This window comes from Blautia sp. OF09-25XD (assembly GCF_003482095.1).
GTDB classification, from domain to species: Bacteria; Bacillota; Clostridia; order Lachnospirales; family Lachnospiraceae; genus Fusicatenibacter; species Fusicatenibacter saccharivorans.
Genome location: NZ_QUMG01000008.1, coordinates 1 through 12,785, shown reverse-complemented (window position 1 = coordinate 12,785; position 12,785 = coordinate 1). Strand labels below are relative to the sequence as shown.

The 12,785-nt window shown below is 46.3% G+C and carries 12 protein-coding genes and 1 pseudogene; 3 read left to right on the top strand and 10 right to left on the bottom strand.

The window, feature by feature from the left end; genetic code table 11:
• Positions 1–19: 19 nt before the first annotated feature.
• Both DXA93_RS08205 and DXA93_RS08200 read right to left on the bottom strand, forming a co-directional pair.
• Positions 20–1,108, bottom strand: a complete 1,089-nt coding sequence (locus DXA93_RS08205; protein ID WP_117813086.1) for a hypothetical protein — start codon at positions 1,106–1,108, stop codon at positions 20–22.
• A gap of 147 nt (positions 1,109–1,255) precedes the next feature.
• A complete protein-coding gene (locus DXA93_RS08200) occupies positions 1,256–2,653 on the bottom strand; it encodes an alanine/glycine:cation symporter family protein (protein ID WP_118750204.1) in 1,398 nt (465 codons plus the stop codon).
• Between the two features lie 285 nt (positions 2,654–2,938).
• Here DXA93_RS08200 and DXA93_RS08195 point away from each other — a divergent pair, with 285 nt between their 5' ends.
• Entirely contained in the window at positions 2,939–3,922 is a 984-nt protein-coding gene (locus tag DXA93_RS08195; protein WP_118640885.1) for a dipeptidase, read from the top strand.
• Between the two features lie 2 nt (positions 3,923–3,924).
• Here DXA93_RS08195 and DXA93_RS08190 read toward each other — a convergent pair whose 3' ends face one another.
• The 7 genes and pseudogenes from DXA93_RS08190 to DXA93_RS08155 all read right to left on the bottom strand — a co-directional run bounded on the left by DXA93_RS08190 (position 3,925) and on the right by DXA93_RS08155 (position 10,262).
• The gene (locus DXA93_RS08190; protein WP_117510043.1) at positions 3,925–4,656 is read right to left on the bottom strand and encodes an ABC transporter ATP-binding protein; all 732 of its coding nucleotides are present in this window, start codon (positions 4,654–4,656) and stop codon (positions 3,925–3,927) included.
• A gap of 3 nt (positions 4,657–4,659) precedes the next feature.
• Positions 4,660–5,538 carry an ATP-binding cassette domain-containing protein gene (locus DXA93_RS08185; protein WP_118640887.1) on the bottom strand — a complete coding sequence of 293 codons (879 nt, stop codon included), beginning with the start codon at positions 5,536–5,538 and terminating at the stop codon, positions 4,660–4,662.
• A gap of 1 nt (position 5,539) precedes the next feature.
• On the bottom strand, positions 5,540–6,343 hold the full coding sequence (locus tag DXA93_RS08180) for an ABC transporter permease (RefSeq protein ID WP_022462692.1): 804 nt from the start codon (positions 6,341–6,343) through the stop codon (positions 5,540–5,542).
• A gap of 77 nt (positions 6,344–6,420) precedes the next feature.
• Positions 6,421–7,364: pseudogene (locus DXA93_RS08175) on the bottom strand (ABC transporter permease).
• Positions 7,365–7,620: 256 nt separating this feature from the next.
• Positions 7,621–8,172 carry a stage V sporulation T C-terminal domain-containing protein gene (locus DXA93_RS08165; RefSeq protein WP_055221761.1) on the bottom strand — a complete coding sequence of 184 codons (552 nt, stop codon included), beginning with the start codon at positions 8,170–8,172 and terminating at the stop codon, positions 7,621–7,623.
• Between the two features lie 172 nt (positions 8,173–8,344).
• On the bottom strand, positions 8,345–9,238 hold the full coding sequence (locus tag DXA93_RS08160) for a DegV family protein (RefSeq protein WP_118601663.1): 894 nt from the start codon (positions 9,236–9,238) through the stop codon (positions 8,345–8,347).
• A gap of 574 nt (positions 9,239–9,812) precedes the next feature.
• A complete protein-coding gene (locus DXA93_RS08155) occupies positions 9,813–10,262 on the bottom strand; it encodes an Rrf2 family transcriptional regulator (RefSeq protein WP_055221751.1) in 450 nt (149 codons plus the stop codon).
• A gap of 230 nt (positions 10,263–10,492) precedes the next feature.
• On the opposite strand from DXA93_RS08155, the gene DXA93_RS08150 reads away from it, so the two are divergent.
• Entirely contained in the window at positions 10,493–11,119 is a 627-nt protein-coding gene (locus DXA93_RS08150) for a DUF3786 domain-containing protein (RefSeq protein WP_055226247.1), read from the top strand.
• On the opposite strand, the gene DXA93_RS08145 is transcribed toward DXA93_RS08150, so the two are convergent.
• Positions 11,041–11,688, bottom strand: a complete 648-nt coding sequence (locus tag DXA93_RS08145) for a TetR/AcrR family transcriptional regulator (RefSeq protein WP_019162593.1) — start codon at positions 11,686–11,688, stop codon at positions 11,041–11,043. The two genes, DXA93_RS08150 and DXA93_RS08145, sit on opposite strands and share 79 nt — an antisense overlap.
• A gap of 168 nt (positions 11,689–11,856) precedes the next feature.
• Between DXA93_RS08145 and DXA93_RS08140 the strand changes: the two genes are divergently transcribed.
• Positions 11,857–12,627: an ATP-binding protein gene (locus DXA93_RS08140; protein ID WP_117762263.1), complete on the top strand. Its 771-nt coding sequence runs from the start codon at positions 11,857–11,859 to the stop codon at positions 12,625–12,627.
• Positions 12,628–12,785: the final 158 nt, after the last annotated feature.

Here is a 12,785-nt window from a genome sequence, read left to right as displayed (position 1 = left end):
CGTAAGAAATGGTTTTTTGTTACAGCATGTATTTGCGAAGTGCTGCGGTAAATTCTTCGATTCGTTCAGCCGCAATTTCTTTCAGGGTAGCATCGCCAAGGCTTGCAATGTAACCTTTTTCCTGGCGGTACAGCCATTTGGCCACGCGTTCATCGATTTCTTCGTAGTGATTGATGTGAATCCACTCTTCGTAGGATGCGTCAAGCGGGCAGCCGAGCTTCTCCTCGAGCAGTCTGGTAAAGTCGATCCGGTCGGCCCTCTCCAACATTTTATTCCAGAAGTCGAGAACCTCCTCGACATGCTCATGGATTTCATAGCGTCTTGCACCGCCGTCGTAGATGATGCATTTTTCAAACAGCGGATCACGCATGGAAAGAGTTTCTCTTCGGAACTCCGGTGCAATGATACCGTCTTTCCAGTAGAAATCGACATCCGGCAGATTGATTCCGGATACGCCCTTGTCCTGATAGGTGCTGAAGATTCCTTCGTAATATACTGTGATAAAGCCTTCAAACTCCGGCCAGAACTCACGGATTTCTTTGGTGAGACGTTCCAGAATCTTGATTCCGGTTGTGCCGCCGATCGTAAAGATGATAATGTTGCGAAGGGAAGCACCATGCTCACGATAGAAATCGGTTACGTAGCGCAGGCAGTGGATCAGCGTCTCACCCGTTGCGATGATATCGCCGATCAGAAGTGTGCTTCCCGGAACCATCGTCAGCTTGCTGTACTTGATTTCCAGTCCTGCGATTTCTTCCTCTTTAAAGACACGCTCACTTGACAGAAAGCTGATGTCATGTACACGAATGTGTTCGCGGTAGCAGCTTTCCTCCAGCGGATAATTCAAAGCACCGCGCAGGATGGAAAGGATGTTGGCTGCGGTTACTTTTCCCTGCTCTTTAAAATAATAAAGCATCTGTGAAGTGGACGGGATCAGGCAGTGATAAACCTCATACCCGACAACCTCCGGTGTGTTCAGAAGTTTTCTTGTCTCTGCTTCGGAAACGACATAGTATTCGTTTTCATAATCGCCGCCTGCGAGGCGGTAGCAGTCCACGCCCTGTTCCGAAAACTCCGGCACCAGTTTTACTTCATTCCATTTTTCCATTCAAAAGTTCCTCCCGGTTTTCCCTCTTTGGTAAACATGTTATAAACTTTTAACAGTGTAAGGAGTAGCAACCTGATTGTCAAGGGAAAAGGCGAATTTACATGATTTTCTTACAGAAGAAGGGAATGCGCCGCGAGAAAAGAAATTTTACCGGGTTTTGCCTTCTCCGCAAAAGTATTCCTTTGTAAGCTCCACAACCTTGCCCGAAAGCAGGAAGAGCGCAATCAGGTTCGGGATTGCCATGAGGCCGTTGAAGGTCTCGGCAATGCTCCACATCAGGCCGAGGTTTGCAGTGGCGCCAAGGATGGCAACCAGCGCATAGGCGGCCATAAAATATTTTGTGATTCTTTCGGAGAATAAAAACTCGATGCAGCGTGCACCGTAAAGTCCCCATCCGAGAATCGTGGAAAAGGCGAAGCAGCACATCGCGAACGCGGTGAGCAGCGAAACCCAGTTTCCGTATGTAAGGGTAAAACCGCTGATGGTCAGCTCTGCGCCGGCAGCCTGTCCGTAGGTGATGGAAGTACCGCTGCAGAGAATAACAAGTGCAGTTAAGGTACAAATCACGATCGTATCAGTAAATACCTCAAAGATACCGAACATACCCTGTTTGACCGGCTTTTTTGTGTCGGCACAGGCGTGCGCGATCGAACCGGTACCAAGACCTGCCTCGTTTGAGAAAATACCGCGGGACACACCTTTTTTCACACTCATGAGCATGCTTCCGACGATACCGCCTGTAACAGCAGAGGGACGGAAGGCGCCCTCAAGGATCGATACGAAAACAGACGGAATCCGGTTGAGATTCAGCAAAATTACACCGATGGCAAGGACAATATAAAACAGAGCCATAAACGGAACGAGCTTTTCTGTTACCTGTGCGATCCGTTTGACACCGCCGAGCAGAATCAGCGCTACGAGTGCCGCAATAATGATACCCTGAATCAGGTTGGAGGTCGGGATCGCGTCCTTTGAGATCACATGGTAATTCATCAGTGCGGAGTTGACTGCGGTTGTGATGGTGTTGACCTGCGTTGCATTTCCGGTTCCGAACACAGTCAGTACACCGAAAGCAGCGAAAAGATAGGCCAGAAAATGCCATTTTTTGCTGAGACCGTTTTTGATGTAATACATCGGTCCGCCGACGAGTTCCCCGTTGGCATTTTTCTCGTGATAGAAAACAGCCAGTGTTACCTCGGCAAATTTCGTACACATGCCGAGCAGAGCGGAAATCCACATCCAGAATACGGCGCCGGGTCCGCCGATAGCGATAGCGCCGGCAACACCGGCAATATTACCGGTACCAACCGTGGCAGCAAGTGCTGTACAGACCGCCTGGAACGGTGTAATTGCGCCATCGGAAGCATCTCTTTTGCGGAACATTCTTCCAAGCGTTGTGCGGATCGCATACGGGAATTTTCGAATCTGGAGAAAACGGGTGCGCAGACTCAGGTAAAGGCCGACACCGAAAATACAGATCATAGCCGGAACACCCCAGATAAAATTGTTCACGGCATTGTTGATGGTTTCAATCAGTTGGAGCATAGATACCTCTTTCTTTTTCATAAGCAGAAGCACTTTCTTGGAAGATCAGTGCTTTCATAAAGTAACACAATGCAAAAAGTATATCATCTCAGACGAGATTTGCAAGTTTTTTTCGAGAAAAAACGCGAACCCCCAAATTTTTTGCGATTCCGGAAAGATATATTTTCTCTAGCCTTATGGGTTTACCATGAGCCAGGCGGTTTTTTCCGTTTTCTTCCAGTTTTTGTGAAGGAATGCAGCGAAATATGATAGAATAGAAAAAAAACAGAAAAGAGGATTATTGCCATGTTTCAGGTAATTGATATGCACTGCGACACCATCCCGGCGCTGCAGTGGAAGGAAAAACAGGAGCATCTTGCGGATGCGGATCTTCAGATCAATCTGGATAAGCTGGAAAAGGGCGGCAGCCTCTGCCAGTGCTTTTCTTTGTTTACGTTCCTGAAGGGACTGAAAGACGAAACGCCGTTTGAGCATGTGAGAAAGCTGGCTGATCTCTGGAAATCAGAGGTGGAACGGTATCCGGACCGCATTTGTCAGATCAAAACGTATGCGGATCTGATGCAGGTACAGAAGGAAGGAAAAATAGGCGCGGTGATGACCGTCGAAGAGGGTGGTGTTTACGAGGGAAGTATTGAAAAACTGCATACGATGTACGATCTCGGCGTGCGGATTTCCACACTGACCTGGAACTTCCCGAATGAACTCGGATTCCCAAACCCGGCGCAGGAAGAGGGAAAGCCATATCTTCCGGATCTTGAAAACGGGCTGACGCCGACCGGTATTACCTTTGTCGAGGAGATGGAGCGGCTCGGCATAGTGATCGATTTATCACACTTAAATGATGCCGGAATCCGCGACGTTTTTGCGCATACGAGAGGTCCGGTCATTGCGTCCCATTCCAATGCGCGCGGCGCGTGCTTCCATCTGAGAAACCTTTCGGATGAAATGATTCGTCAGCTCGCAGAGCGTGGCGGCGTCACTGGTATCAATTTCTGTCCGTCGTTTCTGCGCGAGGAGGAGCCGGCAGCGAAAAAGGCATCGACGATGGATATGGTACGCCATATGAAATATCTGCGAAACGTCGGCGGCATCGACATCATCGGCCTTGGAACCGATTTTGACGGTTTCAGCGGTGAAACGGATGTGCCGGACACCGCGCATATGCAGCATCTCGCAGATGTGATGAGCCACGACGGTTTCACCGATGAAGAGATCGAGAAGGTCTTTTCCAAGAATGTACTTCGGGTGTTTAGAGAATGCTGGAAATAAAACTACAGCTCTGGTGATGCCGCCAGAAGCTCCTTTGTATAATCATTCTGCGGATGCGCAAACAGTTCTTCCGTCTCCGCGTTCTCCACAATCCGGCCTTCTTTCATCACGAGAACCCGGTCGCACATCTGATAGATCACGTTGAGGTCATGCGAGATAAAGAGAATCGAGAGCTGAAGCTCCTCCTGAAGCTGAACCATCAGCTCCATGATCTGCTTCTGAATCGTCACATCGAGAGCGGAAACCGGTTCGTCGGCAAGGATCAGACGTGAGCCCTGGATCAGTGCGGCCGCGATGCTGACTCTCTGGCGCTGGCCGCCGGAGAGCTCATGCGGGCGGCGTTTCAGGTGCTCTGCGGAGAGGCCGACTCTTTCGGCCATCGCAAGAACCCGTTTTTTTCGTTCTTCTTTTGGAACCTTCTGCATCCGAAGCGGCTCCTCTAAAATCCAGGAGATTTTCTTCGCAGGATTCAGGGAAGAAAACGGATCCTGGAAAATCATCTGCGGATGGTCGACCTGCGAAATTATTTCGCCCTCATCTGGGCGGATAAATCCTAAGATCACTTTGGAGAGTGTCGATTTTCCGCATCCGCTCTCTCCGACGAGACCGAGAATTTCATTTTCATGAAGCTCGAAAGAGATATCATGAAGCACCGTTTTTCTCTGCTTTCCCTCCTGATAGGAGGCAGAAATATGGCTGACTTTCAGAATGTTGTTCGGACTGATTTCTTCCATGGGTTATTTCTCCTTTTCCGCCGGCGGAGCAGCTTTTTTGTCAGAGCCTGTCGGCCATTGAGCTGTTGGAGCGATTTTGATTCGCTTTCGCAGCGATGTTCGTCGGTTCGGAATTGCATCGAGCAGGCGGCGGGTGTAGTCTTCCTTCGGGTGGAAAAAGACATCGTCCACACTGCCGGATTCCACAATCGTCCCATGATTCATGACGATGACCCGGTCACAGAGCGAACGGATGACGCCGAGGTCGTGTGAGATAAAAAGAATCGCCGTGTGATGGCGTTCATTGATTTTTTTCAGCAGCTTTAAGATCTGCGACTGAATCGTCACATCAAGAGCTGTTGTCGGCTCGTCTGCAATCAGAAGCTTCGGTTCTGTAATGAGTGCCGCAGCGATCATCACCCTCTGGCGCTGACCGCCGGAGAGCTGGTGAGGGTATTTTTTGCAAAGCTTTTCCGGGTCGGGAAGCTCGACCTCATGCATTATGGCAAGAACCTTTTCATGACGTTCTGCCGGTGTGCAGCTCTCATGGATCAGCAGTCCTTCTGCAATCTGTTCTTCAATGGTCAGAACCGGATTTAAAGAGGTCATCGGTTCCTGAAAAATCATGCTGATTTCTTTTCCGCGGATGCGCTGCAGATCCTGGCTGGAAGCGTGCGCAACGGAAGAATCTTCGTAGAGAATTTCTCCGCCGGATACGGCAGAATTTTCCTTTAAAAGGTGCAGAATGGAGAGCGCCGTCTGGGTTTTGCCGGAACCGGATTCCCCGACAATGCCAAGCGTCTCACCTTCTTCTAAGGAAAAGGAGATGCCTTTTACCACTTCGGTCGGTGGCGTGGTATCGTAAAATGCAATTTTTAAGTCACGTACATCGAGAAGTGCCATATCAGTTACCGCCTTTCTTCTGTAATCCGTCACCGAGGAGCGATACGCCAAGCGCCAGTAAAATGACGGCAAGACCGGGGAAAACAGAGCCCCAGGGAGCAGTCATCAGATACGTCTGGGATTCTGAGAGCATCCGTCCAAGCGAGGCATCGGGCGGCTGGACACCGATGCCGAGAAAGCTCATGCCGGCCTCGGAGAGAACGGCGTTGTTGAAACCGATTGCTGCCATCGAAAGAAGGGACGGGACCGTATTTGGCAGGATATGTACAAATATGATCCGAAGATGGGAAACACCCATCAGACGGGCACTTTTGACATAGTCCATATCTTTGCGTGCGAGAAATTCGCTTCTGGTGATACGTGCAAAGCTCGGAATGAATACGATACCGAGTGCAAGGATCACGTTGTATTTGCCGGGACCCAGCAGCGCGATAAATACCAGCGCCAGCAGGATTCCCGGAAAGGAAACAATGACATCGTTTATGCGCATCAGGATTTCGTCAATCCATCCGCCAAAATACCCGGTGAACGCACCGACGAGGACGCCAATGGTTCCGCCGAGCAGCAGAGTAGCGAAAGCGACGAAGAAGGTTGTACCGGTTCCTTTTAAGACGCGGCTGAAAATATCGCGTCCAAAGTGATCGCAGCCGAACGGGTGCGACAGAGAGGGAGCAGCAAACTTGGCTGCGCCGTTCATTGCATCCGGGTCGTACGGTGTGTAGAAAAAGCCGATCAGAAGAAACAGAAGCATAAAAGCGGTGAGAACAGCTCCGATGATCAGCGTGAGATTGCGTTTCTTTTTCATAATGAAAACCCTTTCCTTTGTCGTGGGCGGCTCCCCATGACCTTTCGGTCGCGGGAGCTGATGATCGAAAGCTCCCGTCAGTCTTTTACGCGGATACGCGGATCAATTCTGCCATACAGCAGATCTACCACGAAATTGATGATAATAATGAGGGCGGCGATCAGTACAAGGATGCCCTGAACCACGGGGTAATCGCGGTTGGAGATCGAAGTGATCAGAAGATTGCCCATGCCCGGAATCGAAAAAACCTGTTCCAGAATAATGCTGTTTGCCACAATATCTGCGATTGTCATGCCCCAGAAGGTCAGTACCGGAATCAGGCGTTTTTCAGCACATGGTGATACATAACACGGCGTGTACTGTTTCCGCGGGAATAGGCGGTGCGCACATAGTCGGCATCGAGCTGCGAGAGCACAGAGCTGCGCAGCATTTTGACAGCCATGGAACAGCGCGGAAGTGCAATGGCGGCAGACGGTGCAACAAGATAACCGATAAAACCGGAAAAATTTTCAGAAATCGGCACATAGGCGCCCGGCTGAAACCATTTGAGAATCAGACCGAAAAGATACGTGATCAGAATACCGATGAAAAATCCCGGCACAGACATGATCACCTGATTGATCGTCATGATCAGCCGGTCCAGATGGCCTCCGGCGTGCTGTGCTGTGAAAATGCCGATGGGAATCGAGACAACAAGGATCATCAGGAATGCGATAACGGTGATAGCGATGGTAATCGGAACTTTATCGCGGATCAGTTCTCCGACCGGCATCGAGTACGAATACGAGGTGCCGAGATCTCCATGAAAAAAGCCGGTTACCCACGAAGCATACCGTTCCAGAACCGGCCGATCCAGTCCCATTTCCTTTTGCAGAGCCTCAATCCGCTCCGGCGTCGCCTCCGTGCCAAGCTGCGATTTTGCCGCATCTCCGGGTATGACGGAAAAGGCAAAGAACGATAAAAAGGATACAAGAAGCAGCGTAAGAAGGAGAGAGCCGAATTTCTTTGCAATGTATTTCATGAATGGAAATTCCTCCTTGTGTAATGTAGGATACTCCGGGAATTTTTCCCGGCTTATAAAAGCAGGCACAGAAAAGCTTCGGGCGTATCGGCTGAAGGTTTTCGTGCACGTCATTTTTATTGTAGACAATGCAGGTGTAAATAGCAAGATAAAATTGGAATATCTCGAATTACAGAATAACAGGAAAAGGCCTCTTGCATAACCGGTGTGGATGATGCAAAAAGCCTTTGATAAATGCCTTCGATAAATCCCCTGTTTAGTTTTCCATTTCCCGTCCGAGATACGTTGCCGCTACCTGGAGGAGCTTTTTTTCCGTGTCGCCCGGCAGGGACTCCCTGTCTTTGCCGCAGAGAATGACCGAACCGATGGCATCACCGGAGGAGAGAATCGGAAAAATGAGCTCCGGCAGAGGAGTAGTATTGTCTGTGTTTTCCAAAATTGAAAAATAAGCCTTTTCACCGGGACGCGCAAGTACTGTTTTCCGGTTCAGAATCGCCTCCTCCAGCCGGCTGCTGATGGACTTGCCAAGATAATTTTTCTGTTCCGGCCCGTTTGCCGCCACAATCTGTTCCTGATCCGAAACACAGACGAGACATCCGGTCACCGTTGAAATTGATTTTGTAAACCCTGCTGCGCATTCCGCCAGCTCTTCGATCGGTGAGTATTTCTTCAGGATAATCTCACCCTCCCGTCCGGTATAAATTTCCATGGCCTGTCCTTCCCGGATCCGCATCGTGCGCCGGATTTCCTTGGGAACTACCACACGCCCCAGATCATCAATCCTTCGAACAATTCCCGTCGCTTTCATATGAAAAATTCCTCCTGTTTCCGCAATGTACTTTCCATAATTTGTGCTGTATGGGTAGTATGTGGAAAAACAGGTGGAATTATGCATGGAAAAAAGAAACAGTATTTCCGCTGTTTGCAGCAATTTCGGAAAAAATACAGTGGAACAGCAGTGGTTAGTCTGGTTGCTCCTTTTACAGAAGACTGCGGTCTTTTCCGAGATAGAACAAAGCGATCGTATCCGGTCCGACGTGGCTTCCGGTGCAGTAATCGTAGGAAGTATTGATAAACTCACGCACCTTCACTCTTTTCTGGATTTCTTCCATCATATAAAGAGATTCCTCATAGGCATCTGCATGTGCGATTCCGACGATCTGCTTTTCCGGTTCTTCGATCGTTTCACAGAAAAGACGGATCAGTTCATTTAAAACGGCTTTGCGTCCGCGGACATTCTTGTAGGAAACAATATAGCCATCTTCACTTCCACGCAGAATCGGTTTGATTTTCAGCATATTTCCGACCACAGCGACACTTCCCTTGATTCTTCCGGTACGGGAAAGATATTTCAGATCGCCGACGGTGAAAACACCGTTCATTTTGCCGACGTAGGTTTCCAGAAGATCTGCCGCTTCGTCTACGTTCATGCCCCGATCGCGCATTTCGCTGGCATAGATGGCGAGGATGCCCTGTGCAAGAGAGGCATTCAGGGAATCGACGAGGCGGATTTTACGTTTTCCGCCGTATTCCTCAAGAAGCTCCTCGGCAGCAAGTCTTGCGGAGTTATAAGTTCCGCTGATGTTTTTGCTTAAGGAAAGATAGATGACATCCTGATCTGCCTCAAGAGCGGTGCGGAACGCATCCGCAAAATTTGCGGTGCTGATCAGTCCGGTCTTGATTTCACAGCCGGTGCGCATGGCATTGTAATATTCTTTTCCTTTTGCAAGCTCCTCTTCCGGTGACAGATCCGGGTCGAAGCAGACCAGCTCTTTTCCATTCACAAGATTGACGAAAGAAACGACATGGATATCGTATTTTTTCGCAGTAACAGCAGGCAGATTTGCTGCTGAATCAACAAAAACCTGAAACATACATAAATTCTCCTTTGTAGTGTAAATGTCCCCCAAAATGATGTAACTTTTGATAAGCATTGTAGCACATTGTATCACCAAAGAAGAGAGATTTCAATGGAAGATAGACAACATACTACAAAGGAGTGTGCCGACAAGTTGATTCCTGAAATCATCTGTTTTCGGAAGAAATTTGACCAGGTATCAATGCATAGTAATAATGACCAAAAACGGCAGACGTATTTTTAGTAAAAACCGCTTTTGAAATAAAATCGTTTTATCTATAAATGAGCAAGTTCGTGATTTTGCATAAAAGAAAGACACCTTGATTCTTGATGTTGTATAATGAAAGTGACGAAACAAACATTTACAACATTTACGAAAGAAGGTGCCTCTTGCAAATACTATACATCATTCTTTATTCATATACAACCAGCTTAAGCAATTAAGGATAGAGTAAACTTACTGTCAGTTGGAGAGTTGCAGAAGATTCCCTGCTATGAACTTGACCAGATTGTTTTCTCATAGTCTACTTCTCCCACAGTGTTTTGGTAGCATTTCGTATTTGCTGAAGGTACATGAAAGTGTTCTCCTGTTAAATAATATTCTGTAAGTTATTTTCTATAGATATCCGCTGATAGTAGGTATCTATGATATCCTGCAAAGTAATCGTATTCATTTTTTCTTCGGCAGCCTTTTGAATTTCATTATAAAATCCCTGCAAAGATAACTGAATGTTAATACCAACGCCACAATCTGGATTGGTATGAGTATCTAAATGAAGCAATGGTTTATCACCTTCAACTGCTTTATAAATATCCAGCAATGTAATCTGATCGGCTGGTTTTGAAAGAGAAGGACGGGCATGTCCGGCTACACTGGTCATAAGTTCAGCTTTTTTTAGTTTTAACATAAGCTGGCGTACAAAGCCGGGATTTGTATGGACACTTTCTGCAATTGAGGCACTGGAGAGGGATTTTTCCTGGTTGATAGCAATCAGAACCATCACATGAACAGTATCACTTAATTTCGTTGAATATTTCATGATAAGAAACTCCTTGTAGTATGATATAATGATCTTGTTTTCACGTTTTTGGGATGAAAATATTTCTGGTTTGTTTAAAACATCCTAAGTTCTCAACAGTTCTTTTTAATGTGTTGATAAACTGTACATTTTTTAATGCTTTGATGATTGTAAATAATATAATTACAACTATAATGGAGATTAAAGGAAAAGTCAACACAGATACTATAAATGCTCACAAAGGAGAACTTATGGAATACAAAAATCAAACAGAAAATCGTGCATTTCAGGAAATGTTGCAGGCAGCAGTAAAACGGCTGCAAAATCGTTCCGGAGAGGAGATTGCTGCAAAAAGCGGGGCTGTTTTTCATAGCAGCCGGAATGTGCTTGAAGTACTGAGTTTTTATGAAACAATTGAAATTCAACTCCCTGAGTTTCGTATTAACTCAAACGTGGACGAATGGCATTATCTGACATTGCTGCATTATCTGGATATGGCCGATGGCACAGAAGGCTCACAGAAGCTCATTACTTTTGGTAACCTGAAAGATGGATTGATACGGGGAACCAAGTTTGACCGGACTGCAGAGCAGAAACTGGAAAAGCTTTTGCAGGATAAAGATCCTGAGAAAATTCAGAAAGCATGTAAAAACCTGGGTGCAGAATTCACAGAGACAAAGGCGGATCTGTGTGCTGTTTTTCCAGTTCTGCCAAGATATCCGGTAACTTTAAAGATATGGTTTGCAGATGAAGAATTTCCTGCATCTGGCAAAATATTTCTTCAGGATCATGCCGATCATTATCTGAGTGTAGAAGATGCGGTAACAGTTGGAGAAATTTTGCTGCAAAAATTATCGGAAGCCTTTTCTTCTCTCTGATCATGAATCAGAAAACTTTCCAACCCGGCTTTGATAAATTTGTCGATTACTGTCTGAATCTGTTTCCAGTCATTACAGTGATTGCGGAGCATCAGTCTGTTGATGGAAAGGCAGCCATTCATTTGAAAATAAAAAACCGATTCTGCCTGTTCAAAGGTCAGGAGGCTGTGTGACATAAGCCAGGTCACATAGCCTTCTTTTGTATTTTCTGCTATTTTTTCCAGAAGAATAGGGGCAATTGCATCATCCAGAAACAGTGCCCTGTATTGTGATTCCATCTGTATTTTCTGACAGAACGGATAGGAACAGCTTTTTTGATTTAGACAGAATAAATGATCTACAGTTGTTAACATATCCTGAGTCATATCATTAAAAATATCTGATAATACATCATGGATATCGTAGTAATGAAGATAAAAAGTGCCACGGTTGATTTCAGCATTTTTGCAGATCTCTGTAACTGTAATTTTCGTAAAACTTTTCTGATTTAACAACTCTAAGAACGTATCTTTTATGGTTTGCCTGGTATAGCGGGTACGGCGATCTTGTTTTCTCGTTTTTTCTGACATTATATACTCCTGTATTAGTTAGTATCATATAATTTCTCAACAATTTTTCTGATGTGTTGAGTAACCATACAAATCTCACAGATTGATTATTGTAATTTATATAGTAACAACTATAATGAGGTTTAAAGAAAAAGTCAACAGATTGTTCAGAATTTTAGGAGGAAAAACATGGGACATGTAATTGCAGTATCAGGAAAAGGCGGCGTAGGAAAAACAACTCTTTGTGGATTGTTGATCCAGTATTTATGTGAAAGCGGAAAACGTCCGGTCCTAGCGGTGGATGCAGATGCAAATGCAAATTTGAACGAAGTGCTCGGTGTTGAGCCGGAGGTCACACTTGGGGAGCTGAGAGAAGAAATTGAGCGGGCAGGCATAGACCCACGATATCAGATTCCCTCCGGTATGACAAAACAGGCATATCTGGAAATGCGTCTTTCTGATGCGATTGCAGAAGAAGACGATTATGATTTGATGGTAATGGGACGAACCCAGGGACAGGGCTGCTATTGTTTTGTAAATGGCCTTGTGCAGACCCAGGTTCAGAAACTGCAAAGCCATTATCCATATATTGTGGTTGATAACGAAGCGGGTATGGAACACATCAGCAGAGGAATTCTGCCAATGATGGAAGTTGCGATTCTTGTGAGTGACTGTTCCAGAAGAGGTGTTCAGGCAGCCGGACGTATTGCAAAGCTGATGAATGAATTAAACTTTAAACCACAGAAAACTGGATTAATCGTGAATCGTGTTCCGGATGGAAAACTGGATGCCGGAACTCTGGAAGAAATCCGAAATCAGGGATTGGAACTGTTAGGCGTTGTACCACATGATGACCAGGTATATCAGTATGACTGTGATGGAAAGCCGATCATACGGCTTCCGAAAGATTCTCCTGTAAGAAGTGCACTGGGAGAAATTGTAAAGAAGTTAGGATTGTGAGTTGGAGGATTGAAAGTTTGAAAACTGCGCGTCGCATTCTCGTTACTTCAGCCTGCAAATAAAAAGTCAATACTAAAATTGAAGAAAGTTAAAAAACTTTACAGGTTAAAAATTAGGCATTAAAATAAGGCCACCACAACCAGTGCTGGTCTGAAAGT

Excerpts from the sequence above, each read along its gene's own strand:
- DXA93_RS08155 (WP_055221751.1), bottom strand. The coding sequence starts at position 10,262 with ATGAAATATTCAACGAAATTAAGTGATACTGTTCATGTGATGGTTCTG.
- DXA93_RS08190 (WP_117510043.1), bottom strand. The coding sequence starts at position 4,656 with ATGGAAGAAATCAGTCCGAACAACATTCTGAAAGTCAGCCATATTTCT.
- DXA93_RS08205 (WP_117813086.1), bottom strand. The coding sequence starts at position 1,108 with ATGGAAAAATGGAATGAAGTAAAACTGGTGCCGGAGTTTTCGGAACAG.
- DXA93_RS08180 (WP_022462692.1), bottom strand. The coding sequence starts at position 6,343 with ATGAAAAAGAAACGCAATCTCACGCTGATCATCGGAGCTGTTCTCACC.
- DXA93_RS08160 (WP_118601663.1), bottom strand. The coding sequence starts at position 9,238 with ATGTTTCAGGTTTTTGTTGATTCAGCAGCAAATCTGCCTGCTGTTACT.
- DXA93_RS08195 (WP_118640885.1), top strand. The coding sequence starts at position 2,939 with ATGTTTCAGGTAATTGATATGCACTGCGACACCATCCCGGCGCTGCAG.
- DXA93_RS08165 (WP_055221761.1), bottom strand. The coding sequence starts at position 8,172 with ATGAAAGCGACGGGAATTGTTCGAAGGATTGATGATCTGGGGCGTGTG.
- DXA93_RS08200 (WP_118750204.1), bottom strand. The coding sequence starts at position 2,653 with ATGCTCCAACTGATTGAAACCATCAACAATGCCGTGAACAATTTTATC.
- DXA93_RS08140 (WP_117762263.1), top strand. The coding sequence starts at position 11,857 with ATGGGACATGTAATTGCAGTATCAGGAAAAGGCGGCGTAGGAAAAACA.
- DXA93_RS08185 (WP_118640887.1), bottom strand. The coding sequence starts at position 5,538 with ATGGCACTTCTCGATGTACGTGACTTAAAAATTGCATTTTACGATACC.
- DXA93_RS08150 (WP_055226247.1), top strand. The coding sequence starts at position 10,493 with ATGGAATACAAAAATCAAACAGAAAATCGTGCATTTCAGGAAATGTTG.
- DXA93_RS08145 (WP_019162593.1), bottom strand. The coding sequence starts at position 11,688 with ATGTCAGAAAAAACGAGAAAACAAGATCGCCGTACCCGCTATACCAGG.